At 70.1% G+C, this 22228-nt stretch carries 20 protein-coding genes and 2 pseudogenes; 9 read left to right on the top strand and 13 right to left on the bottom strand.

The window, feature by feature from the left end:
• The first annotated feature begins 137 nt into the window (after positions 1-137).
• On the top strand, positions 138-1505 hold the full coding sequence (locus ACTWQC_RS25925; RefSeq protein ID WP_443318201.1) for a PP2C family protein-serine/threonine phosphatase: 1368 nt from the start codon (positions 138-140) through the stop codon (positions 1503-1505).
• 62 nt (positions 1506-1567) lie between these two features.
• On the opposite strand, the gene ACTWQC_RS25920 is transcribed toward ACTWQC_RS25925, so the two are convergent.
• The 3 genes from ACTWQC_RS25920 to ACTWQC_RS25910 all read right to left on the bottom strand — a co-directional run bounded on the left by ACTWQC_RS25920 (position 1568) and on the right by ACTWQC_RS25910 (position 3124).
• Entirely contained in the window at positions 1568-1912 is a 345-nt protein-coding gene (locus ACTWQC_RS25920; RefSeq protein WP_443318237.1) for a DUF2516 family protein, read from the bottom strand.
• A 164-nt stretch (positions 1913-2076) separates the two neighbouring features.
• Positions 2077-2670, bottom strand: a complete 594-nt coding sequence (locus tag ACTWQC_RS25915; protein ID WP_443318200.1) for a hypothetical protein — start codon at positions 2668-2670, stop codon at positions 2077-2079.
• 19 nt (positions 2671-2689) lie between these two features.
• On the bottom strand, positions 2690-3124 hold the full coding sequence (locus tag ACTWQC_RS25910; protein ID WP_443318199.1) for a helix-turn-helix domain-containing protein: 435 nt from the start codon (positions 3122-3124) through the stop codon (positions 2690-2692).
• Positions 3125-3204: 80 nt separating this feature from the next.
• Here ACTWQC_RS25910 and ACTWQC_RS25905 point away from each other — a divergent pair.
• Together ACTWQC_RS25905 and ACTWQC_RS25900 are read left to right on the top strand one after the other, a co-directional pair.
• Positions 3205-3378, top strand: a pseudogene (locus tag ACTWQC_RS25905) (helix-turn-helix domain-containing protein); the annotation flags it as partial.
• Positions 3379-3844: 466 nt separating this feature from the next.
• On the top strand, positions 3845-6238 hold the full coding sequence (locus tag ACTWQC_RS25900) for an ATP-binding cassette domain-containing protein (protein ID WP_443318198.1): 2394 nt from the start codon (positions 3845-3847) through the stop codon (positions 6236-6238).
• Between the two features lie 222 nt (positions 6239-6460).
• Here ACTWQC_RS25900 and ACTWQC_RS25895 read toward each other — a convergent pair whose 3' ends face one another.
• Positions 6461-7501 (bottom strand): helix-turn-helix domain-containing protein, encoded by a 1041-nt coding sequence (locus ACTWQC_RS25895; RefSeq protein WP_443318197.1) that lies wholly within the window; start codon positions 7499-7501, stop codon positions 6461-6463.
• 52 nt (positions 7502-7553) lie between these two features.
• Here ACTWQC_RS25895 and ACTWQC_RS25890 point away from each other — a divergent pair, with 52 nt between their 5' ends.
• Positions 7554-8003 (top strand): cupin domain-containing protein, encoded by a 450-nt coding sequence (locus ACTWQC_RS25890; RefSeq protein WP_443318196.1) that lies wholly within the window; start codon positions 7554-7556, stop codon positions 8001-8003.
• Here the strand turns inward: ACTWQC_RS25890 and ACTWQC_RS25885 are convergent.
• The gene (locus ACTWQC_RS25885; protein ID WP_443318195.1) at positions 8000-8149 is read right to left on the bottom strand and encodes a hypothetical protein; all 150 of its coding nucleotides are present in this window, start codon (positions 8147-8149) and stop codon (positions 8000-8002) included. The two genes, ACTWQC_RS25890 and ACTWQC_RS25885, sit on opposite strands and share 4 nt — an antisense overlap.
• Positions 8150-8407: 258 nt before the next feature.
• Between ACTWQC_RS25885 and ACTWQC_RS25880 the strand changes: the two genes are divergently transcribed.
• A complete protein-coding gene (locus ACTWQC_RS25880; protein ID WP_443318236.1) occupies positions 8408-9253 on the top strand; it encodes an ATP-grasp domain-containing protein in 846 nt (281 codons plus the stop codon).
• Between the two features lie 287 nt (positions 9254-9540).
• Here the strand turns inward: ACTWQC_RS25880 and ACTWQC_RS25875 are convergent.
• The 3 genes and pseudogenes from ACTWQC_RS25875 to ACTWQC_RS25865 all read right to left on the bottom strand — a co-directional run.
• A pseudogene (locus ACTWQC_RS25875) lies at positions 9541-10332 on the bottom strand (phosphotransferase); the annotation flags it as partial.
• A gap of 114 nt (positions 10333-10446) precedes the next feature.
• A complete protein-coding gene (locus tag ACTWQC_RS25870) occupies positions 10447-11196 on the bottom strand; it encodes an HAD family hydrolase (RefSeq protein ID WP_443318194.1) in 750 nt (249 codons plus the stop codon).
• Positions 11193-12083, bottom strand: coding sequence for a GntR family transcriptional regulator (locus ACTWQC_RS25865; RefSeq protein WP_443318193.1), 891 nt, complete (start codon positions 12081-12083; stop codon positions 11193-11195). Before ACTWQC_RS25865 ends, ACTWQC_RS25870 begins: the two co-directional genes overlap by 4 nt.
• Positions 12084-12334: 251 nt before the next feature.
• On the opposite strand from ACTWQC_RS25865, the gene ACTWQC_RS25860 reads away from it, so the two are divergent.
• Positions 12335-12532, top strand: a complete 198-nt coding sequence (locus ACTWQC_RS25860; RefSeq protein ID WP_443318192.1) for a hypothetical protein — start codon at positions 12335-12337, stop codon at positions 12530-12532.
• Here ACTWQC_RS25860 and ACTWQC_RS25855 read toward each other — a convergent pair.
• Entirely contained in the window at positions 12526-13410 is an 885-nt protein-coding gene (locus tag ACTWQC_RS25855) for a winged helix-turn-helix domain-containing protein (protein WP_443318191.1), read from the bottom strand. The genes ACTWQC_RS25860 and ACTWQC_RS25855 overlap by 7 nt on opposite strands.
• Positions 13411-13622: 212 nt before the next feature.
• On the opposite strand from ACTWQC_RS25855, the gene ACTWQC_RS25850 reads away from it, so the two are divergent.
• Positions 13623-15851 carry a hypothetical protein gene (locus ACTWQC_RS25850; protein WP_443318190.1) on the top strand — a complete coding sequence of 743 codons (2229 nt, stop codon included), beginning with the start codon at positions 13623-13625 and terminating at the stop codon, positions 15849-15851.
• Positions 15852-15862: 11 nt separating this feature from the next.
• Positions 15863-17413, top strand: a complete 1551-nt coding sequence (locus tag ACTWQC_RS25845) for a hypothetical protein (protein ID WP_443318189.1) — start codon at positions 15863-15865, stop codon at positions 17411-17413.
• Positions 17414-17451: 38 nt separating this feature from the next.
• Here the strand turns inward: ACTWQC_RS25845 and ACTWQC_RS25840 are convergent, their stop codons facing one another.
• Both ACTWQC_RS25840 and ACTWQC_RS25835 read right to left on the bottom strand, forming a co-directional pair.
• Positions 17452-18699: a GNAT family N-acetyltransferase gene (locus ACTWQC_RS25840; RefSeq protein ID WP_443318188.1), complete on the bottom strand. Its 1248-nt coding sequence runs from the start codon at positions 18697-18699 to the stop codon at positions 17452-17454.
• Between the two features lie 72 nt (positions 18700-18771).
• Positions 18772-19332: an RsiG family protein gene (locus ACTWQC_RS25835; protein ID WP_443318187.1), complete on the bottom strand. Its 561-nt coding sequence runs from the start codon at positions 19330-19332 to the stop codon at positions 18772-18774.
• Positions 19333-19474: 142 nt separating this feature from the next.
• Here ACTWQC_RS25835 and dtd point away from each other — a divergent pair, with 142 nt between their 5' ends.
• Complete coding sequence (gene dtd / locus ACTWQC_RS25830; RefSeq protein WP_443318186.1) at positions 19475-19900, top strand: D-aminoacyl-tRNA deacylase; 426 nt, start codon at positions 19475-19477, stop codon at positions 19898-19900.
• A gap of 10 nt (positions 19901-19910) precedes the next feature.
• Here dtd and ACTWQC_RS25825 read toward each other — a convergent pair whose 3' ends face one another.
• Positions 19911-20822, bottom strand: a complete 912-nt coding sequence (locus tag ACTWQC_RS25825; protein ID WP_443318185.1) for a carbohydrate ABC transporter permease — start codon at positions 20820-20822, stop codon at positions 19911-19913.
• Positions 20819-22222: an ABC transporter permease subunit gene (locus ACTWQC_RS25820; RefSeq protein WP_443318184.1), complete on the bottom strand. Its 1404-nt coding sequence runs from the start codon at positions 22220-22222 to the stop codon at positions 20819-20821. The genes ACTWQC_RS25825 and ACTWQC_RS25820 overlap by 4 nt, the downstream gene beginning before the upstream one ends.
• Positions 22223-22228: the final 6 nt, after the last annotated feature.

The raw sequence follows: 22228 nt of genomic DNA, 5'->3' as shown, positions 1-22228 counted from the left end.
AGTACGGAGCGGCATATGACTCTGGCGGTTCGCCGCACGCCATTCCACTCCGGTGCGCCGGACCGCTATGGTCGCCTGTCAGCGGCCTGCCGCCAGGCGGTCGCTGTGCCCTCGGGGGGAGGGAAGGAAGCAGATCAATGCCCGTACCAGTACCGCAGCAGGGGGAGGCCCTGGCTGCGGGAGGTGCTTCGGCTGATGTCCCGGCACGTGCCGGGACTGCGCGGCCGGTGGTGCCGCAGCAAGCCGGTCCGGTGGACGGCACCGCGCCGGACGGCACATCCATAGCTGGGCCCGGGCCCGCGCCCGCCGGTGAGGCGGCGAACGGCCCCGGGCTGACGCTGCTGGTGATCGAGGACCACCCGGCCATCCCTCTCAACCTCCCGCAGATGCTGGACTCCGAGGGCAAGCGGGTCCGCGTCCGTACGGCCCGCAACCTCACCGAGGCGGAGCGACTGCTCACCGACGACGTGCACTGCATCCTGCTCGACCTCGCCCTGGAGGTCCCCGGCAAGGAGGGGACGGGCGAGGGTGACGAGCTCGACACGCTCCGGCATGTGCTGCGGCTGGCGCCCAGCCACGCCGTGCTCGCGCTGACCGCCGAGGCGGACGCGGAGCGGGGCGCCGAGGCCGTACGGGTCGGGGCCCAGGACTACCTCTTCCGCAACGAGCTGGACGGCCAGCTGCTGAACCGGGCCATCCGCTATGCCGTCGAGCGCAAGCGCGCCGATGTGGCGCACCGCCAGCTAACAGAATCGGTTCTGCGTAGCCAGGAGAACTCCCGGCTGGAGCGCGGTCTGCTGCCCAGGCCGCTGCTGGACGGCTCCGAGCTGCGCTTCGCCGCCCGCTACCGTCCCGGCCGGAGCCGGGCGCTGCTGGGCGGCGACTTCTACGACACGGTGCGCACTCCGGACGGCACGGTGCACGCGATGATCGGCGACGTGTGCGGGCACGGCCCCGACGAGGCCGCCCTCGGCGTCGAGCTGCGGATCGCCTGGCGTGCGCTGACCTTCGCCGGGCTGTGCGGCGACCAGCTGCTCGGCACGCTGCAGAAGGTGCTGGAGAACGAGCGCTCCGACGAGGAGATCTTCGCCACGCTGTGCACCGTCGACATCGCGCCGGACGGGCGGCGGGCCGGGCTGTGCCTGGCCGGTCACCCGGCGCCGCTGGTGATGCGACCGGGGCACGGGCCGCAGCTGCTGCCGTACGAGGACGGGGGCCCGGCGCTCGGGCTGCTGCCGCGCGCCCGCTGGCCGCGGCTCCAGGTGGAGCTGGGCCGCGACTGGAGCCTGATGATGTACACCGACGGCCTGATCGAGGGCCGGATCGGGAAGGGCACCCAGCGGCTGGGCCAGGAGGGCATGGTCGAGATGGTCGGTCGGCAGCTGGCCGCGGGACTGCGCGGCGAGGGGTTGCTGGACGCGGCTCTGGCGGAGGCGCGCTCGCTCAACGGCGGGGAGCTGAACGACGACGTGGCGGTGCTGCTGCTCGACCGCGGGCAGGGGTGAACGGGCGGGGGTGAAGCGGTGTCGCGGGGACGTACGCCCCGGCCCGACCGCCTGAGCCGCTGCTAACGACCGCCGTTGAAGGGGCCGTAGGGACCGTCGGAGCTGCTGCCGCGGCGTCGGCCGCCCCGGCCGCCGCCGGAGATCGCCTTGACCGCGGGCCGGACGTCGACCACGTAGACGATGGCCGCGATCAGCCCGATGATCACGAGGAAGAACAGCCCGACCGGGATCAGGTTCACCACGACCGCGAGGCCGAGGATGATCAGCCAGAACTGCTTGGTCTGCTTGTCCGCGGCGCGGTAGGCGTCCTCGCGCCGGAATGCGGCATCGCCGAAGGCGAAGACCGTGAAGAGCAGAATGCCCAGGTAGACCCAGCTCAGTAGGTCGTGAAACCCCTGCACCAACACGCCGTACACCACCTAGAGAGTCTGTGAGCCGACCGGGCGAGCGTTGTCCCGCCCGCGCCCACCGTACCCGTGGGGGCACCTCCCATGCACGAAGTGCTATGGGGGAGGGCCGGGCACGCCTCCGCGTGCCCGGCCGCCCGTCCGTAGGGTCCCGATGCCGCCGGTCACTCGCCCGGCTTGGTGGTCGGCTTCTTGGCGGCGGTGGTCTTGCGGGCCGGGGCCTTCTTCGCCGCGGCGGGCTTGGGCGCCTCGGCCTTGGCCGGCTCGGCCTTCTTCGCCGGCGCCTGGGCCGCGGCGGGCTCCGGCTCGGGCTCGACGGCGACCGCGATCTCGGCGATCTCCTCGGCGGTCTCGCCGCGCCAGGTCTTCACGGCGCGCTGCCCGCGCTCGGCCAGCTCGTCGTAGGTCTCACGGGCCTTGACCGCGTACTCCGCCGCCTTGCCGACGCCCTGGAGCGCGAAGTCCTGGGCCTGCTCGCGGAGCTTCTTCAGGTCGGTGTCGAGGGTGCCGATGACCTCGGTCACCTTCGTCTGGACGGCGGCCTGGGCGTCCTTGGCCTGCTTGGTCACCCGCTCCTGTACGACCTTGGGGTCGGTGGACCGCACGGCGGCGATGCGCTCGGGAGCCTCGGCGCGGAACTTCTCGATCAGCGCCGGCACCTCCTTGAGCTTCTCGGCCGCGAGGTCGGTCGCGCCGGCCGCAGCGTAGAGGGGAGTGGGGTTGGTCAGGGTCTTGCGCAGGTCTTCGGTGATGGCCATGGTGATGGGCTCTCCCGGATCATTTCGAGGGTTGGCTGGCTTCGTGGTCCGGCTTGTCGCGCTTGTCGGCATCCGGCTGTGCGCTGTCCGGCTTGTCGGTGTCCGGCACGAGCCCGTTCTCCTTGCGGAAGGACTCGTAGATCTGCAGCAGCACCTGCTTCTGCCGCTCGTTGATCGTCGGGTCGGTGAGTATCGCGCTCTGCACCTCGACTCCCTCCCGGTCCCGCTCGTCGAGGATCCCGGCCTGCACGTACAGCGTCTCGGCGGAGATGCGCAGGGCCTTGGCCAGCTGCTGCAGGATCTCCGCGCTCGGCTTCCGCAGACCGCGCTCGATCTGGCTGAGATACGGGTTGGACACTCCGGCGGCGTCCGCGAGCTGGCGCAGGGACAGCTGCGCACTGCGCCGCTGCTCCCGCAGGAACTCGCCCAGATTGCCGACGTTGAGTGAAGCCATGCCTCGATCCTGCCTCCGCTTGCTAACTTTTGCAAGCACCCGCTTGCAAAAGTGTCGTAACCAACATGTTGCGGGGGCGTGAGGCGCTGCTGCGTCGTGGCGACCTCAGCGTCACCGAGATCTGCTTCGCGGTCGGCTGCTCGTCGCCGGGCACCTTCAGCAGTCGTTTCACCGAGCTGGTCGGCGTGCCGCCCAGCGTCTGCCGGCGCCACGCGGCGCGCGCGACGGCGGGGATGCCGTCCTGCGTCGCGTAACACGTGAGCCAGACCGATCAGGAATTGAGAAGCGCCGGTCACCGAGCCGCGGCTAGCGTGACCGCCATGGACATCACCAGTCACGCGAGCCTCCTCCCGCACGACGACCCGGACGCGTCCCTGGCCTTCTAGCGCGACCGCCCGGCGGTGGTCCCTTCCTGGGGGGAGGCGGCCGCCTGGTGGCCACCGTCACCGACCCCCAAGGCAACGTCCTCGGGCTGCTTCAGGACCGGTAGTGCCGACCACCCGCTCCCGCGCGAGGTGAACGAGCTGCCCGATCGCGAGCTGATGCGCGACGGACGTTGGTTGGTCTGATGCCTCAGGGGGCCCGCCGCGTGGGAGGGGCCCAGAGGCTCCACGGGCCGAGGCGCAGGAGAACCAGACGTACGCTCGAAGCCGGTCGGATCGAGCCAGGCGACGCCGACGGAGACCGCGAAGGCGGCCCCGCGTAACAGATGGAGACACGATGAGCATGGCCACGAGGACGGACGACACGCAGTCGCCTGCGCTGCACGTTGCCGACAGCCACGATCTGATCCGCGTGCACGGCGCGCGCGTGAACAACCTCAAGGACGTCAGCATCGAGATCCCGAAGCGCCGGCTGACCGTGTTCACCGGCGTCTCCGGCTCGGGCAAGAGCTCGCTGGTGTTCGACACGATCGCCGCGGAGTCGCAGCGGATGATCAACGAGACCTACAGCGCCTTCGTGCAGGGGTTCATGCCGACACGTGCGCGGCCCGAGGTCGACGTACTCGAAGGGCTGACGACCGCGATCATCGTCGACCAGCAGCGGATGGGTGCCGACCCCCGCTCCACGGTCGGCACCGCCACCGACGCCAACGCGATGCTGCGCATCCTCTTCAGCCGGCTCGGGCAGCCGCACATCGGCTCGCCCAACGCGTTCTCCTTCAACGTCCCTTCGGTCCGAGCGAGCGGTGCGATCACGGTCGAACGCGGTGACCGCAAGACCGTGAAAGCGACCTACGCACGCACCGGCGGCATGTGTACGCGCTGCGAAGGCCGGGGCACGGTCTCCGACATCGACCTCACCCAGCTCTTCGACGACTCCAAGTCGCTCGCCGAGGGCGCGATCACCATCCCCGGCTACAAGGTGGACAGCTGGTGGACAGTGGGGATCTTCATCGAGTCGGGCTTCCTCGACCCGAACAAGCCGATCCGCAAGTACACGAAGAAGGAGCTGCAGGACTTCCTCCACAGGGAGCCGACCAAGGTGAAGGTCAACGGCGTCAACCTCACCTACGAGGGGCTGATCCCGAAGATCCAGAAGTCGATGCTCTCCAAGGACCGGGAGGCACTGCAGCCGCATATCCGGGCGTTCGTGGACCGGGCGGTCACCTTCACCGCTTGCCCCGAGTGCGACGGCACCCGGCTCAGCGAGGCGGCCCGGTCGTCGCGGATCGGCGGGATCAACATCGCGGATGCGTGCGCGATGCAGATCAGCGACCTGGCCGAATGGGTCCGCGGCCTCGACGAGCCGTCGGTGACGCCGCTGCTCTCCGCGCTGCAGCAGACTCTCGACTCGTTCGTGGAGATCGGCCTCGGCTACCTCTCGCTGGAACGGCCGTCGGGCACGCTGTCGGGCGGCGAGGCGCAGCGCGTCAAGATGATCCGCCACCTCGGCTCCTCGCTCACCGACGTCACCTACGTCTTCGACGAGCCCACGATCGGCCTGCACCCCCATGACATCCAGCGGATGAACGACCTCCTGCTGCGGCTGCGGGACAAGGGCAACACGGTGCTCGTCGTGGAGCACAAGCCGCAGACGATCGCGATCGCCGACCACGTCGTCGACCTCGGCCCCGGCGCCGGTACGGGCGGCGGCACCGTCTGCTTCGAGGGCACTGTCGAGGGGCTGCGGGCCGGCGGCACCGTCACCGGCCGCCATCTCGACGACCGGGCCGCCCTCAAGGAGATGGTGCGGACGCCCACCGGCCGGCTTCCGATCCGCGGCGCCACGTCCCACAACCTGCGCGACGTCGACGTCGACATCCCGCTCGGGGTGCTGTGCGTCGTCACGGGCGTCGCCGGCTCCGGCAAGAGCTCGCTGATCCACGGCTCGATCCCGCCCGGCGCGGGTGTGGTGTCGGTCGACCAGGGCGCGATCCGCGGCTCGCGACGGAGCAACCCGGCGACGTACACCGGACTGCTCGACCCGATCCGCAAGGCGTTCGCGAAGGCCAACGGCGTGAAGCCGGGGCTGTTCAGCGCCAACTCCGAGGGCGCCTGCCCCAACTGCAACGGCGCCGGCGTCGTCTACACCGACCTGGCGATGATGGCCGGCGTCGCCACCACCTGCGAGGAGTGCGAGGGGAAGCGGTTCCAGGCATCGGTGCTGGACCATCACCTCGGCGGCCGCGACATCAGCGAGGTGCTCGCGATGTCGGTGACCGAGGCCGAGGAGTTCTTCGGCGCCGGCCAGGCGCGCACGCCGGCCGCGCACCGCATCCTCGACCGGCTCGCCGACGTCGGGCTCGGCTACCTCAGCCTCGGCCAGCCGCTCACCACGCTGTCCGGCGGCGAGCGGCAGCGGCTCAAGCTGGCCACCCACATGGCCGAGAACGGCGGCGTCTACGTCCTCGACGAGCCGACCACCGGCCTGCACCTCGCCGACGTCGAGCAGCTGCTCGGTCTGCTCGACCGGCTCGTCGACTCCGGCAAGTCGGTCATCGTCATCGAGCACCACCAGGCGGTCATGGCGCACGCCGACTGGATCATCGACCTCGGCCCCGGCGCCGGCCACGACGGCGGTCGGATCGTCTTCGAGGGCGCCCCCGCCGACCTCGTCGCCGCCCGCTCCACCCTCACCGGCGAGCACCTCGCGGCCTACGTCGGCACCTGACCGAGCGGCTCCGGGGCAACGGATCACCGCTGCGGAAGCCGCACTTCACCTCCATCAGATGCGCGAAACTCTGTCCCACCAGCGGGTGCTTCTCCGGCCTCGTCCGGCGTACTTCCGCGTCGCCGTCCACCGGTCCGCCCAACCGTCGGACAGGTCGAGGCCGACCCGTCCGGCATCCAGCGGGACCGCGATCACCAGGTCTTCCCAGGTGTCTCAGGGGCGTCAGCCGGTCACTTTCCCGACTTTCCCACTCGACTCGGGGCCGTCCGGGGACGGGCCGAAGCGGCGGAGATAGGACGCCGGGGTGAGGCCGGTGCGGCGGCGGAGTTGGGTGCGGAGGTTCGAGGCCGTGCCGAGGCCGCTGAGCCGGGCCACCGTGCCGGGCCGGAGTTCGCCGCGCTCGATCAGGCGGCAGGCCAGGGTCACCCGTTCCGCCGTGAGCCAGGCCAGGGGCGTGGTGCCCAGCTCGGCGCGGAACCTGCGGTGCAGGGTGGCGGGGCTCACCGCCGCGCGCCGGGCCAGGTCCGCGACGGTCAGCGGCTGGTCGAGCTGCTGCTGTGCCCACGCGAGTACGGGCGCCAGCGAGGCGTCCGGTACGGCGGGGACGGGCCGTTCGACGAACTGCCGCTGGCCGCCGTCCCGGTGGGCCGCGAACACCAGGCGCCGGCTCACCGCGTTGGCCACCTCGGCGCCGTGGTCGCGGCGGATCAGGTGCAGGCCGAGGTCCAGTGCGGCCGCGCTGCCCGCGGCGGTCAGCACGTCGCCGTCGTCCACGAACAGGACGTCCGGTTCGAGCCGGACCTTGGGGTAGCGGGCGGCGAACGACTCCGCCCAGCGCCAGTGCGTGGTGGCCCGCCGCCCGTCGAGGACGCCGGCCGCGGCCAGGGTGAAGGCGCCGGTGCAGAAGCTCACGAGGCGCGCGCCGCGCGCCGCGCTCCGACGGATGGCGTCCAGCACGGGCGGGGCCGGGTCGGTCCCGGGATCGGGCCGGTTGGGCACGATCACGGTGTCGGCTTTGTCGGCGGCGTCGAGTTCCGCGACGCCCGACAGCGTGAACAGCCCGGCGTGCATGGAGAGGGCGGGGGCGGCGGAGCAGAGCGTGAATTCGTACCAGGGGCGGTCGAGCTCGGGGCGGCGCAGCCCGAACAGCTCCGTCGCGACCCCCAGCTCGAACGGGTTCGACCCCTCGTCGACGATCACCGCCACCCGGTGCGGACGGCCGGTCGTCGTGGTGGTTGTGGTGTGCGAGGATCCATGCGCCATATGCGATTCGTAGCACTCGCGGAGGCCTGTCGTCACGGCCGACGATGGTCGGGTGAGTAACCAACCGACTGAGCCGACTGAACCGGCTGAACTGACTGAACCCATTGACCTGCGGGCCGCGCTGGCCACCTTCGACGCCCTGTGGAGCCCGCGCATCGTGACCCGGGTGAACGACTACGACGTACGGATCGCCAAGGTTGCGGGCGAACACGTCTGGCACGTCCACGCCGACACAGACGAGTTCTTCCTGGTCATCGATGGTGAACTGGACATCGCCCTGCGTGACGGCGGGGCGGAGGGAGCCGCTGAACGTGTCGTGACGCCGGCGCGCGGCGCGGTGTTCGTCGTCCCGCGCGGGACCGAGCACAAGCCGTCGTCCGCAGCGGGTGCCTCGATCCTGCTGTTCGAGCCAACTGGCACACCGACGGTCGGGGACCGGCATGACCCGATCCCCGACCACGTCGACGCCACTACGGGGCACGCACTCGGCCCGAAGAGCTAGAACAGCAAGGGGTATTGGCTGAATCCGGTGCCCAGGCTCACGCGGGCGGAGAAGAGGTCCGCCGACGCCTTGCCCGTGCCCGGGTAGAGGCAGAGCGTCCCGTCCGAGGCCCTGGCGAGGACGTCCGTCCGGCCGTCGCCGTTCACGTCACCCGTGGGGCGTTCTTCCGCCGCTTCCGGAGCGTCACGCACAGACGCCCGGCGGGCGCCGGGAGTTCACGATCGGGCCCGCGCCGAGCCCCCCGTACGAGCGCTCCGCCCACCCCTCGGAACCCCCTGGGAGCGGGCGCGGGCAGCTGCATAGGATCCGCACATGACGGCAGATCCGAGCGCTCGCGCAGCCCCGCCGGGCTTCGCGATGTCGACCTGCCCGGCCCCGTACCCGGGCCTGGTGTGAGACCCGTGATGCATCCCCACGTCCCCGGACTGCTGGTCCTCACCCCTCAGTACACCGCCACCGGCGCGCTGCTCGCCCAGGTCGCGGAGGACCGCGGAATGGCCGTCGAGCAGCTGCCGACGCACCGCACGGTCCCGGAGCGGCTGCGCGGGGTGCGGCCCGTGCACCTCTACGGCGGGCCGCTGTTCGCCGCCGCCGTGGCTCCGCAGCTCGGGGTGTCCCTCCTCGAGCCCTCCCCGCACTGGCTGACCGGCCTGCCGTACCGCTTCACCGGCCGTACGGTCCGTGAGCTCCCGCTCGCCTCCGCCCGCGAGCTGCGGCACCCCTTCTTCGCGAAGCCGCCGGTGGACAAGACGTTCGCGGCCGATGTCTACCCGTCCGGGACGCGCCTCCCCGCGGACCTCCCGGGCACCACCCCGGTACAGGTGAGCGAGATCGTCGACTTCGCCGCGGAGTTCCGGCTCTTCGTCCTGGACGGCGACATCCGCACCGGCAGCCGCTACGCCACGTACGGCCGTCTCGACCCGGCCCCTATTGCGTCCTGCCCGGAGCGCGAGGACGTCCTGGACTTCGCCCGCGATCTGCTGGCCTCGTGCGGGCACACGCTGCCGCGCGCCTGCGTGCTGGACGTGGGTCGGATCACGGCCTCGGGCGGGGGTGGGGAGGGCCGGTGGGCGGTGGTGGAGGCCAAGATGGCGTGGTTCAGCCACCTTTACGCGTCGGATGCGGAGCGCGCGCTGGATGTGGTGCTGGAGGCGACCGTGCCGGTGCTGCCGCCTTCGGCGGCACTCGTCGATCCGGCGGGTCCGGCGGGTCCGGTGGGTCCGGTGAATCCGGTCGATCCGGTGGGCTGACCAGGCGGCCGGGTACGAGACCAGGCCCCGAAGATCTTCGCGACTTCCGGTACACCGGGCGGGTGCGGCATGCCGAGGGCTGTCTCCGCCCGGGCGAGGACGGGCCCGATTCGCTCGGCGACCACATCGCAGTCCGCGGGGGAGGGATCGTCGCCGAGCGTCAGCGCGGCGCGGATGACGTCCGTGTACACGGACTGGACTCGCTTGTAGTCCCGGTAGACGGGTAGGTCGCGCTCCCAGCCGGTGAGGCACTCCGGGCGACTGGCCTCGACGGCCTGCTGCCAGCAGGCGATGGCCTCCTCTTCCTGCTCGGCGGGGTAGTTCATCAGGTGGAGATGGGTGGCCAGGTCGTACACCGGATCGCCGATCATCGCCAGCTCCCAGTCGATGGTCCACAGCTGGTCATGGGTGTCGATGATGAAGTTCTCGCGGTGCAAGTCCCCATGGATCAGGCAGAACGGACGCTCGGCGAGGCCGGCCGCTCTCTTGGACAGTCTCTTCAGGCTGCCCTTCGGGACACCGAGCGCCGAAAAGAGCCCGCCGTACTGCTTGCCGTGGCCGCGGACCACCCGGTGCTCGGTGAAGTGGATCAGCCTGCGCAGGAATCCGGTGGTGTCGCGGTCCTTGGGCCGGTCCCGCTCCCTGCAGTTGCGCTCGACCTCCACGTCGCCGGGTTTGATGGCGACCAGCTGCGCGAAGAGGCTGCCCAGTTGTTTCAGGAACTCGCCCGGGATTTCCCTGCCGGCTGGGTACTGCGTCCCGAGCGTCTCGCCTTCGATGAAGCCGAGGATCGGAAAGTCCTGGCTCTCGTCGACGACGGGAATGCGGTCGACCCGGTCGGCGAGGGCGACGAGCAGCGTGTTCTCGTCCTCGAAACAGCGACGGTCGAACCACAGGAGACCGGGGCGGGGCTCACGGAGCTTTGCGCGCTCGAAGTCGCCCTTCAACGGACTGACCGGGGGAAGGGGGACTGCGTATGTCTCGTGGTGGTAGCCCGGGAAAGGGCCTTCCACTTCCTCGTCCGCCGTCACCCAGGTGGCGTTCCGCGGGGCGCGAGGAGATGGCGCCGTGGCTGTCATCGATAGGGGCTCTCGGGGGTGGCAGGGGCTGGGGATACTGATGGGTCCGGACAGCCTAGACCTGTTACGGAGATCAGTTGGGCATTTGACGAGCAGAAGGCGTACGGGCGTTGGTCAGTGCCGGTGCGGGGTCTCGGCCCTGGCGGCCTCCAGTACGTACTCGAGCGAGTCGACGACCAGCGAGGCGCCCTCGGCGTAGAGGTCATCCGCGCGGAGCTCGTCGTGGGCGTATCCGAGGAACGGTGCGCTGGCGCGCCGTGCCGCCCTGGCGTCCGCCAGGGTGTCTCCGATCATCAGAGACTCGTGCGGGGGGTACCCCAGGGAGTCGAGGGCCCGTTCGAGGCAGTAGGGGTCGGGCTTGAGGAGCGCCGGGTCGGCGGTACGGCCGTATATGTGTGGGCCGAAGCAGCTTGTCAGGTCGCGGAGGCCCAGGTACCGAGCGGCAGCGGTGGCCGAGTTGTTGGTGGTGACGGCCAACTTCCGTTCGATCGCCACGAGCGTCCTTATCAGTGGGTCGGCATACGGGGTCGGCCGTGCGCTGACCGTGGCGTGCTCCTCCTCCTCGGTGAGCTTCCGTTCCAGCTCCATGACCAACTCGCTGCCCGGGTGGGCCTTGCCTACAACTTTGAGTACGTCCTGAGGGTCCCTGCTCGTATCCTTCAAGCCTTTCAGGAGCACGGCGTGCCCCTGCTCCGCGAGCCAGTGCTTGATCCGCTGGGCGATGCCGGCCGACGGGTGTCCTGCGAAGAGTCGGCAAATGGGCCCATCGAAGTCGAAGAGCACGCATCGGGCATCACCGATCAGCTTCCTGAGCCGAAGGGTGTCGTCCAGAGTCAGTTCCGATCGTGTTGCGTCCGGCGTCATTCAGTGAGTGTCAGGTCTGAAGTAATGGTTTCCCAGAGGGCGTTGAACCACATTTGCGTCTGCTCCACAAATGTGGTGTCCCGTGTTCCCTCGTCGCCCTTGAGGAATGGGAACACCATCGACTGCGTGCCGAATGCGTCGAACATCTCGACGCGCTCGTGCTCGATCTCCTCCAGACGCTGCATGATCATGTAGTAACCGAAGAGCACCTCCTCGTTGTTGAGTATGTACATCTTCACGGGCGGGGTGAACGGCAGGGCACGGAAGGTCACGTGCACGTCGATCTCGTAGGGCGGTTCGCGCAGCGAGCCCAGGAAGTTGGCCAGCACCTGCCCCTGGAGGTTGCGCTGTCTGAGCCAGCGCCTGTGCAGCCTGTCGTCACCGCTGTGATCCTCGACCGGCGTGGGGAAGGCGAGATTGATCTCGCGGCTGGGCAGCAGCACGCGTACGTCCACCCTCTCCGGCTTGACCAGACCGGCGTGGATCTGCCGGATCGCCTCGATGAGGGCCATGGAGAGGGTTTCGGCGGTCAGGCAGAGGGCGTCGATCTGCACATGCGGGACGGCGAACGCCTCGGCCATGCGCGGGGCGAGGGCGACCGTGGCCAGCTGGGGCTGTTCCGCGGGGCCGTTCCGGCCGGAGTGCGGCTCGGCGACGGTGGCCGGGCTGCCCCTGGAGACGTTGGTCAGCAGCTTCTCGTCCTGGAGAACCCGCAGGGCCAGGCGGATCACGCTGCGTTCCACGCCGAACTCGTCTGCCAACTTCGCCTGAGTTGGCATACGGCTGCCCGGGCGCAGTTCACCGGAGCGAATCCGCGCCCGCAGCGCCTCGGCCACTTGCAGGTGGGGCAGGCGCTGACCATTGAGGCCCGTGCTCTCTTGGCTCACATGCAAACGTTACAACTATCCGGCCATCTAGCGGCAGTTGTTGGTCACTTGTTTCTGGTACGAGCCAACAGGGCACAAACTACTGGGAGTTGGTCGCCAACTTCGATGGAGATGGCGGGACTTCTTGCAAGTTGGTCATCTCGAGCCGATCGCCACTGCTGCCCGTCCGACGGTGCACGGGCGTACCTCAGCAGGCCCCGTCCAGTCCGTGCAGCCGCCGGGCCGCACCTCCAGCCCCAGGGGGGATCACCATGCACGAAACCCAGCTCGCGCCCGTCGTCGCCCTCCTTCTCGCCGTCGTCGTCATCGGATTCGAGCAGATCGTGCAGTGGCGCTTCGGCGCCATGGGCATCATCGGGCTCACGATGCTGGCCGTCGGGGTGAAGGCGAAGAACGTCACGTGCAGCTGCATCGGGGCCGTCGTGCTCGCGATGCTGCTGGTTCAGTGACCAAAGGTTGCTTCGTGGGCCAGGTTGTCCCAGAGCGAGTCGAACCACCTCTGAGCCTGGTCCACGAAGGTCGACTCCTGTGTCGCCTCCGTGCCGCTCCCGGTGAAAGGGAAGAGCGCCGCTCCCAGACCCATGACGTCGAAGATCTCCAGCTTCTCCGTCTGCTCGGGGACGGCCGTGGCTCTCACATCCACCGGCCGCTTGACCACGCGGTACATACCGAAGAGCGCATGGCGACGGTTGACGATGCAGAGCTTCGTGATCGGGGTCAGGGGCATGGTCCTGATCTCGACCGACACGTCCTCCACCAACTCGAGGTTGCGCAGCTCGAGGATCGCGTCGCGCAGTGCCCCGGCGTGCCGCCTCGTCAGCATGCGATGCCGGTCGCGCGGCCGCTCGTCGTCCGGGTCGGCGACGGAGCGCGGCAGGGCCAGGTTGATGTCGGTGCTCGGCAACAACAACCGGACCGCAATGCTCTGTGGCTTGATTTCTTCGCTATGGATGCGGAGCGTCTGGGCGCGAATATGCGCGTCCATCGACTCGGCGGACACGGTCATCAGGTCGAGGGTGACCTCGGACGCCTCGAAGGCCCGATCCATGTACTGCTTCAGATGCACCATCGGTGATGCTGCGGCCGGATGGTGCGGCCCGCGCGCGATGACGGCGCCGCTCCCCTGCCTGGACTCGATCCAGCCCTCGTTCTGCAGGTCCAGCAGCGCGCGGCGGACCGTGTCACGGGAGACCCCGAAGCGTTCGGCGAGCTCGCGCTGGGTGGGGATGCGCTGCCCGTACCCGTATGTGCCGTCGTCGATCTCCATCCGCAGCACGTCCGCGACATGCTGGAACTTGGCTTCCCTCGAACCCTGGCCATCCGGCACGTTGACACCCTACAACTGCGCAATGACCGTACGTAATTGGCCTGACGGGGAACTGATACCCCCGGCGGACCCCCGCGGCCGATGCCGAATTGTGAAGCACCGGAACGGGCAAGCTCGTTGCCGCCCTCCCCAGAGGCGCTCTAGCCTCCCTTACTCAGTGGGAGTGGTCGTGCGCGCTCGGTAGGTGGGGAAGACGGGGGAACGGGGGCGGGATGACTCTGCACAACCTCGATGGGGTGGTCGAGCGCCTGGTTCCACCGATGCTGCATATGCCGCTCGGCGGCGGAGACTGGCAGGCCTCGGCATTCCACGACGGCGATCCCGTCGTCGAGATCATCGGCGGCCGGGCGACCGGGAAGTCCGCACTGCTGAAGGTCCTGCGTACGGGATACCGCACTCTCGTCCCCACCGCCTTCGTCGAGCTCGCCGGGAGCCCGTATTCCGCCGACAGCCCGGAGGACCGGGAGCGGCTCGATGCGGTGAACGCGTCGCCGGTCACCAACATTCTCTTCACGCTCTCGCACGAGCTGGCGAACATCCCCGCCAAGTACAAGCCCAGACTGCGCTTCTCCCGGCTCTCGCCGGCCCTGATGGTGATCGCGGCCTGGCGCCCCGACGGCCAGGGGGGTCCTCAAGGCCAAGGCCAAGGGCAAGGGCCGGGGCGGGGGCCGGTGGTGCCGCCCGCCGAGCTCGTGGAGGCCGAGAACGAGCTGCGCGAGCTGCTGGACCAGCACCCCGCACCCGCCGCCGCGCGCGACGCGGCCATCCACCGCTGGGGGAAGGCGGTGAACGGCGTCGTCGGCGGCCTGCTGCCGCAGGTGCCCGGCCTGGCGGGCGTTCTCGATGCCGCACTGGAGACGCTGCTGGGCCGCAGGGGCAGCACCCCACTGGACTGGTGGCGCGACCGGCTGGGGCGTGACGACCCGGTGAAGGGCCTCTTCGGGCTCGTACGGCAGTTCCGGCGCCGCGGCGCCGGCCGTACGGAGGTGGAGTCCCATCTGATCGGCGCGCTGCTCGCGGACATCGACGATGCGTACGGCACCTGGGCACGCCAGACCACGCACCCGCCGCTCATCCTGCTCGACGATGTGGACGACGACCTCGGCAAGCGCTTCCTCACCCCCTTCGTCGAGCAGTACGCCCAGCTCAAGCAGCGGCGGCGGTGGGCGGGCCGCCCGCTGCGCCCCGTGGTGATCGCCACCTCCCGGGGGCGTGGCACCGACGCAGGACACGGCAGCGAGCTGATGCCCGCCACCCGGACGGAGCCCTGGACGAAGCCCGAGCTCCGCCCTCCCGCCGCGTGGCTGTTACGGCTCAGGATCCCTTCCCTCACGTCGGACGAGATCCGGCCCATGCTGGACGGCCACGACTATCCGGCCGCCCTGCCCGAGATCATCGCCCGGCTCAGTGGCGGCCGTACGGGCAATGCCCTGCTGCTGGCGGAGGCGTCCAGGCAACGGCTGCGCACCCACGGCCCGTTCGACTGTCTGGACCTCCTCGACCTCCCGCTGGCCGCGCCGGATGGCCGGCCAGGAGAGGCGGAGGAGGCCGGGCACGAGCGTCCCGTGGCCGAACTGCTGCTGGAGCAGCTGCTGCCGGACGCGACCGTACGGAATCAGCTGCTCGATCTGGCGCCCGCGCTCGACGAGGACGCAGCCGCGTCCCTCGCGCACCGGCTGCCGTCGCGGCCGGACGGCTGGTCAGCGGCGCTGCATGTGCGGCACCTGGTGGACAACGCCCTGTCGCGGAAGCTCTGGAACCACCACCCGTGGCCCACATCCGACGGCGCCACACCGCTGATCACCGATCGGGGGATGCGCGCCGTACTGCTGCATGTGCTGCGGGAGGACGGGGACGGGCAGCGGTGGTCCCTGGGTCACCGGCGCCTTGCCAACCACTACAACGGCCGTGATCTGCCCGCCGATTCGGTCGGGCACAGTCCGCACCATCTGCACCACGCCCTGGCCCTGGGCCAGCTGGACAGCCTCGTCGTACGCGCCCTGCATCACCACTATCTGGAGGCCGAGCCGCGCGCATGGCTGCGCACGGTGAACTTCCTCGCCGCCGCGCCCCGCCCGCGTGGCGGCTTCCCTCCGTACCAACCCCACCGGGCCCATACCGCGGCGCCCGGCGAACCGCCGCCGTGCCCCGGCTGCACGGACGGGGACCCGCGGGGCGTGCACAGCGCGATCCGCCAGGTGCTCGGCGTGACGTGGCGGCTGTCCGACCCCTCGGCCGAGCGGCCGTCGGGATATCGGGACCCCGCTCTCCGACGGCTGGAGACGGGCCTGATGACGCTCAATTCGGATTACGAGGAGCGTTCCCGCCGGGATGCCCGGCGCAGCGATGTGCACAACGCGTACGTCGACGCCCTCGCCACAGGCGGCTGGATCGACGCGCTTCTGGCGGGAACGCAGGCCCCTGAACTCCCGGTCACCTGAGGAGGGTGTCGATGGCCCGTCTGCTGGGCAACCTGTGGCACTGGCACAGAGCCAAGCCGCCGCTCGTCCGCCTGCTGCACTACGCCCTTGCGGTGGTCCTCCTCGGCCCGCCCGCCGGCTATCTCCTTTCCATTCCGTTCGACACCTCCTGCGCGACAGGTGTCGAACGGCGCGGCGGTGACAGCGAATGCACCGGTGTCACGGACGGCAGTTACCCCTTCTTCGACGAACTCGAGCCGGTCTCCGACCGGATCAAGGACGAGAACGACCGGGTCGAGGACGGCGACACGGCGTACGCGACCATCGCTCTGATGATTCCGTTGCCGCACGAGAACAACGACGTCGAGAAGGAACGGGCCCTGCGGGAAGTGCAGGGCGCGTATCTCGCCCAGTGGCGGGCGAATCACGTGGACAAGGACAGCCCGCCGATCCGTCTGGTGCTCGCCAACCCCGGCCACGACAACAAGCGCGGAAAAGAGGTCGCCGACCAGCTCGCGGACATGGCCTCCGGGGGCGAGAGGCTGCGCGGCGTCTTCGGGTTCAACCGGAGCGTCGACTCGACTCTGGACACCATCACCTACCTGACGCAGACGAAGGGGATCCCCGTCGTCGGCGGGCCCATCACGTCCGAGGGCATAGACCCCGGCAACCTGCCGGGCCTCGCGAAAGTCATCCCGCCCGACCGGGACCAGGCCGAGGCCCTCACCAGGTATCTGGACGTGACACCGCAGGAGACCTTCCTCGTCGAGGACATCAAGTCGGACGACCTCTACGCCAAATCGGTACGCGAAGCCTTCCGCGCGGAGACGACGGAGAGCAAGGGAGCGAAAACGCCGTACGCGCCGGAGCAGTTCGATTCGTCGAATGTGCTCCCCAACGACTTCAAGCAGATGGTGAACAACCTCTGCGACTCCCAGGCCACAACGGTCTACTTCTCCGGACGCGTACCCGAACTGGCGCAGTTCATAAGGGCCCTCGGCAACCGCGGCTGCACGCACCATCACTACACCGTGGTCACCCTCTCCGGCGGCTCCCTGCTCGCCCTCGATCCGGTGTTGCAGTCGTCCTGGCAGGGCTTCAAGCGCGGGGCGGGAATCGATGTGAAATACGCGACGGTGACCCACGAGGACGCATGGACGACCAATGTCCCGCCCAGCACCGGCGGATCGGCCGAGGACTTCCACGCGCTCAGCGATTTCATCACTGATCCGAAGGAGCACGAGAAGGTCGGCGACATGGGCCGTACGGACCTTGCGGACGGCCATACGATCACGACGCACGACGCCGCCCTGACCATGATCGAGGGCATCCGGAACCGCCAGGTGGCGGGGGACCGGATCCCCGACCTCGCCGACGTACGCGAGGCGTGGCGCCGTCTGCACGGCGACTCCAAAGTCAGAGGCGCGAGTGGCTGGATCTGCCTGGACAACGACGGCAACGCCTTCAACAAGGCGGTCGCCATCGTCCGCCTCGACCCGGATCCCCCGCACATCACCTTCGAGAAACTCGCCTGGCCCACGGGCGAACCCCCCACAGACGAGTGCAAGGCCCAGGTCGGCTGATCCCTGGACGGCGTTCCTCCCTCCGTAACGCCGTCACCTCAGAAGACGTCCGGGCACCAGGGGCGGCGGGACGTCCGCAGCAGGGTGTCCGCCAAGACCGCCGCGCCGCCGCGCTCCTCCGTCACCCGGCCCAGCGACGCCAGCCGGACCGCCGACTCGTCGCCCAGGTACAGGGCCGCCAAGTCGCCGATGGCCAGGGTGAGATCGGCCGGGCCGGTCGTCGGGGTGCAGGAGGAGCCCTCCGGCGAGGCGTCCAGCCGGAAGCGCCCGCCCGCAAGCCCCGCCGTGTCGTGGACATCCAGCACCAGGGAGCCCGGGACCGGGTAGGTCCTGGCCTCCAGGGCGCGGGGCACGTCCAGGATGCGCACCCAGAGGAAGTCCGCGTGCGTCGTGAGACGCGCGGCCCGCGGGTCGGGGAGGAGAAGGGGAAGGAGGTCGTCCGGAGCCCGGTAGCCCGACTCGACCGTGGTGATCCAGTCGACCGAGAGCAGGAAGTGCCACAGCGCCCGCTCCGCCTCCGGAGTCACCGCGATCATGCCGAGGACGCTCGCCCGGCAGTGCGCCCGCTTGGCCTCCCACCGGTCGTCCGCCGTGTAGGCCAGGAGGCCGTCGATCCGCCCGCCGCCCTCCGGGGAGCGGTGGACCGCGTAGTACGGCTCCGTCCACGGCTGGGAGGGGATGCGGATGTCGCCGGTGGCGCGCCGCCACCAGCGCTCGTTGCGGCTGACCACGCCGTGCTGCGCCGCCCGCAGCCGCTCGTGCAGCTCCGGGCCCAGCTTCCGTACGTCCGCGCCGTCGACCAGGTCCACCCGGCCGCCGTCGTACGGGCCCGACCAGCGCGGGTCGAGGCCCGCCCGCGCCACGTCGACCTTCCACTCGGTGATCCAGGTGGCCGGGCCGAAGCCGTACCGTCCGTAGATCGGGTACTCCGCGGCGATCAGCGTGGAGACGACGTCGCCGCGCTCCTTCGCCTGCGCCAGGTCCGTGTCGATCATCCGGCTGAGCAGGCCGCGCCTGCGGTGCGTGGGCGAGACCGTCACGTTGCAGACGGCGTTGGCGGGCACCGAGGCGCCGCCCACCACCGTGAGCAGCTGCGGGAAGCTGCGGTATGTGCCGACGCAGCGCCCCGCGTCGAACGCCCCCTGCGCCCGGTCCAGGTCCATCCCCGCGCGTCGCGCCTCGACCTCCTCGGCGGAGATCTCGGGCTCCCGCAGTAAGCCGGTCGCCAGGGCGCGCAGCCAGTCGGGCAGTTCGGCGTCGGTGATCGTACGGATCTCGAGGCTCATGCCCGCCACGCTAAGCGAGGGTGCGACCGCGGGTCGCTCGAATTTTCTGTCGCCGTTATCGGCGCCCCTGCTTCATGCCAGCAGGTCGTCCACCTGGGCCTCGCCGGCCCGGTACCGGCGGGCGATCTCCGCGCTGCAGCCGTCCGCCGTCTGCTGCAGCTGCTGCCGCCGCCGCGAGACCTGCTGCTCGCAGCGCACCAGCCGCCCCATCGCGCCGAGCAACTCCTCGTCCGTACGCGAGTCCAGGTCCGACAGCTGCACCTCGGCGAGCATGTCCTCGGCGAGCTGCCGGTACTTCTCACTGTGCGGGGTCCCCAGCGTCACGTGCCGCGCCGACCGGCCGCGGGAGGGGCTGTCCGCCAGGATCTCGTGCAGCCGGTCCACCACCGGCGACTCCGGCGCGGTCCGCCGCCCCTGCTCGGCCCTGAGGATGTCGATCCGGCCCTGCAGCAACCGCCGTACATAACTGAGGTCGGCCTCCTCCTGCTGCGACTCGCGGCGCAGCGCCCGGAGTTCGGGCAGCCGCAGCGTCCGCAGGTCGGGCTGTGGGGCGTCGGCAGGCGCCCCCGGAGCCGTACGCTGCGTCGGCGGGCGGCTGGTCGTGGCCGCGCGTCCGGTGCCTGGTGTAGTCATCCCTCATCCGTCCCCTCGTTCGGTGCTGCGTCAGGTTGCCGACGTACGCACCGCGTGGATGCATCGTGCCACTATCGGCCGTGCACGTGCATCGGCACCGCTCTCGACAGAACCCGGACGGACGCAGGGCATCATGGTCCGTATGCGTGCTGTGGTGCAGAGGGTGAACGGGGCGAGCGTCGTCGTCGACGGGGAGACGGTGGGCGAGATCGTCGGTCAGGGCCTGTGCGTGCTGGTCGGAGTCACCCACGAGGACACCCGGGAGAAGGCCGCGGCGCTGGCCCGCAAGCTCTGGTCGGTACGCATTCTGGAGGGCGAGAAGTCCTGCTCGGACCTGGACGCACCCCTGCTGGTGATCTCCCAGTTCACTCTCTACGGTGACGCCCGCAAGGGCCGCAGGCCCACCTGGAACGCGGCTGCTCCGGGCGAGATCGCCGAGCCGCTCGTCGACGAGGTCGTGGCGCAGCTGCGGGCGCTCGGCGCGCACGTGGAAACGGGCCGGTTCGGAGCGGCCATGAAGGTCTCGCTCACGAACGACGGCCCGTTCACGGTGCTCATCGAGGTCTGAGGGCCTTACCTCACTTCACCGAGCCCGCCATCACCCCCTGTACGAAGTGCCGTTGGAACGCGAAGAACACAGCCACCGGCACGATCAGCGACAGGAAGGCCCCGGGCGCCAGCACCCCGATGTTGCTGCCGAACTGCCGCATCTGCGACTGCAGGGCCACGGTCAGCGGCTGCGAGGTGCTGTCGGCGAAGATCAGGGCCACCAGCATGTCGTTCCACACCCACAGGAACTGGAAGATGGCCAGGGACGCGATCGCAGGGCGCCCCAGGGGCAGCACCAGCCGGGCGAAGATCCGCCACTCCCCGCCGCCGTCCATCCGGGCGGCCTCCAGCATCTCGCGCGGGATCTCCGCGAAGTAATTGCGGAGCAGGAAGATGGCGAACGGCAGCCCGTACGCGACGTGGAAGAGGATCACTCCGGGGATCGTGCCGAAGAGGCCGAGCGTCCCGAACATCTTCGCCACCGGCAGCAGCCCGACCTGGACGGGCACCACGAGCATGCCCACCACGACCAGGAAGATCCAGTCGCGGCCGGGGAACTCCAGCCACGCGAAGGCGTATCCGGCCAGGGCCGCGACGACGACCACCGTGGCCGTCGCGGGCACCGAGATCAACACCGTGTTCCAGAAGGCGTCGACGATGCCGGAGTCCTCGAGCAGGGCCGAGTAGCTGTCGAAGGAGAGGCTGCCGGACCCGGTCAGGGCGGTCCACCAGCCGGTGGCGGCGTTGTCCTCCTCCGACCGCAGCGAGGCGATGAAGAGCCCGAAGGCCGGGGTGAGCCACAGCAGTCCGACGATCGCGAGGAAGACCTGCACCAGGCCGCGGCCCGCCCGCCGCGCCAGCCAGGTGGCGGGGCTCCGCCTCGGCGCGGCCGTCCCGGCGGGACGCGTCGGCGTGGTCCGGGGAGGGGCGTCGGCGGTCATGACTGGCTCCTGCGGAAGCGACGGATGTTGAAGATCATGGCCGGGACCACCAGGAGCAGCAGGAGGACGCCCAGGGCGCTGCCGAGGCCCTGGTTGTTGCCGCCGCCGAAGGAGACCAGCCACATTTGCAGGGCCAGCACGTTGGCGTCCTGCTGCACTGGACCCGGGGCGATGATGTAGACGAGGTCGAAGACCTTCATCACATTGATCACCAGGGTCACGAAGACCACGCCGAGTACGGGCGCGAGCAGCGGCACGGTGATCCTGCGGAAGATCTGCCACTCGTTCGCGCCGTCCATCCGCGCCGCCTCCAGGACGTCCCGGGGCATGGCTGCGAGCCCGGCGCCGATCAGCACCATCGCGAACCCGGTCCAGATCCACAGATACGCGCCGATGATCGCCGGAGTGATGAGGGCCGGGCCGAGCCACTCGATGCCCCCGTACGGCTCGGCGAAGTTCTCCGCCGGGAGCCGTACGGCGTACTCGCCGGCCTTCAGACCCGTGAAGCGGTACGAGCCGTCGGCCGCCGTGGTCGCCTTGCCTGCGACCCGGTCCCCCTGGACCGCCTCGACGACCATGTGCGGGAGGCCGCGCTCGGCCGGGTCGACCCGGCCGGGCTTGCCGCCGCCGCCCAGCGTGAAGTCGACCCAGACCACGCCGCGCAGCTCGCCGCCGGCCGCCGGGGCGGCCGAGGCCTTGCGGGCGGGCTTCGCCTCCTTCGGCAGCTCCTTGGGCGGAACGCCGACCAGGCCGAGGTTCACGGTGTTGCCGGGGGAGGCCTTGTCCTTCGTCGTGTACGAGCCGTCGGAGCCCTTGGTCAGGAACGTGCTGTCCTTGGGACGGGCGGTCGGATAGCCGGTGCTCTTGTCGAAGGTGTCGTGCACGCCGACCGCGACCGCGTTGAGCACGCCCCGCTGGGGGTCCTGCTCGTAGACGACGCGGAAGATGATGCCGGCGGCGAGGAAGGAGATCGCCATCGGCATGAACAGCACCAGCTTGAACGCGGTGGCCCAGCGGATCTTCTCGGTGAGCACGGCCAGCACCAGGCCGAGTCCGGTCAGCAGCGCGGGGGCGACCACGACCCAGACGGTGCTGTTGCGGATCGCCTTGAGCGTCGCCGGGTCGCGGAACATCTCCGCGTAGTTCTCCGCGCCGACGAACTGCGTGCCCGAGGCGTCGAAGAAGCTGCGGCCGACGGTGAACAGGATCGGGTACGCGACCAGGGCGCCGAGCAGCAGCAGCGCGGGCAGCAGGAAGATCAGGGCGACGAGCCGCCGTCGGCGCGCGGCGCGCCGGCGCGGGTCGGGCACGGAGCCCGGCAGGGCGCCGCCTCCCTTACGGGGCGGCGCCTTGCGTGCGGCACCGGGCGGCCCGGTGCCCTTCACAGGGGTGGCTGACATGAGTTA

It is taken from the genome of Streptomyces sp. 8N616, assembly GCF_052246385.1.
Taxonomy (GTDB): Bacteria; Actinomycetota; Actinomycetes; order Streptomycetales; family Streptomycetaceae; genus Streptomyces.
Note: the sequence above shows the minus strand (reverse complement) of the source record. Positions and strands in the feature narration are given on the sequence as shown.

What these genes read in the sequence shown, in the direction of transcription:
- ACTWQC_RS25880 (WP_443318236.1), top strand. Translation starts at nt 8,408, where the DNA reads ATGCATCCCCACGTCCCCGGACTGCTGGTCCTCACCCCTCAGTACACC.
- ACTWQC_RS25900 (WP_443318198.1), top strand. Translation starts at nt 3,845, where the DNA reads ATGAGCATGGCCACGAGGACGGACGACACGCAGTCGCCTGCGCTGCAC.
- ACTWQC_RS25825 (WP_443318185.1), bottom strand. Translation starts at nt 20,822, where the DNA reads ATGACCGCCGACGCCCCTCCCCGGACCACGCCGACGCGTCCCGCCGGG.
- ACTWQC_RS25835 (WP_443318187.1), bottom strand. Translation starts at nt 19,332, where the DNA reads ATGACTACACCAGGCACCGGACGCGCGGCCACGACCAGCCGCCCGCCG.
- ACTWQC_RS25915 (WP_443318200.1), bottom strand. Translation starts at nt 2,670, where the DNA reads ATGGCCATCACCGAAGACCTGCGCAAGACCCTGACCAACCCCACTCCC.
- ACTWQC_RS25820 (WP_443318184.1), bottom strand. Translation starts at nt 22,222, where the DNA reads ATGTCAGCCACCCCTGTGAAGGGCACCGGGCCGCCCGGTGCCGCACGC.
- ACTWQC_RS25910 (WP_443318199.1), bottom strand. Translation starts at nt 3,124, where the DNA reads ATGGCTTCACTCAACGTCGGCAATCTGGGCGAGTTCCTGCGGGAGCAG.
- ACTWQC_RS25870 (WP_443318194.1), bottom strand. Translation starts at nt 11,196, where the DNA reads ATGACGCCGGACGCAACACGATCGGAACTGACTCTGGACGACACCCTT.
- ACTWQC_RS25860 (WP_443318192.1), top strand. Translation starts at nt 12,335, where the DNA reads ATGCACGAAACCCAGCTCGCGCCCGTCGTCGCCCTCCTTCTCGCCGTC.
- ACTWQC_RS25895 (WP_443318197.1), bottom strand. Translation starts at nt 7,501, where the DNA reads ATGGCGCATGGATCCTCGCACACCACAACCACCACGACGACCGGCCGT.
- dtd (WP_443318186.1), top strand. Translation starts at nt 19,475, where the DNA reads ATGCGTGCTGTGGTGCAGAGGGTGAACGGGGCGAGCGTCGTCGTCGAC.
- ACTWQC_RS25850 (WP_443318190.1), top strand. Translation starts at nt 13,623, where the DNA reads ATGACTCTGCACAACCTCGATGGGGTGGTCGAGCGCCTGGTTCCACCG.
- ACTWQC_RS25925 (WP_443318201.1), top strand. Translation starts at nt 138, where the DNA reads ATGCCCGTACCAGTACCGCAGCAGGGGGAGGCCCTGGCTGCGGGAGGT.
- ACTWQC_RS25845 (WP_443318189.1), top strand. Translation starts at nt 15,863, where the DNA reads ATGGCCCGTCTGCTGGGCAACCTGTGGCACTGGCACAGAGCCAAGCCG.
- ACTWQC_RS25840 (WP_443318188.1), bottom strand. Translation starts at nt 18,699, where the DNA reads ATGAGCCTCGAGATCCGTACGATCACCGACGCCGAACTGCCCGACTGG.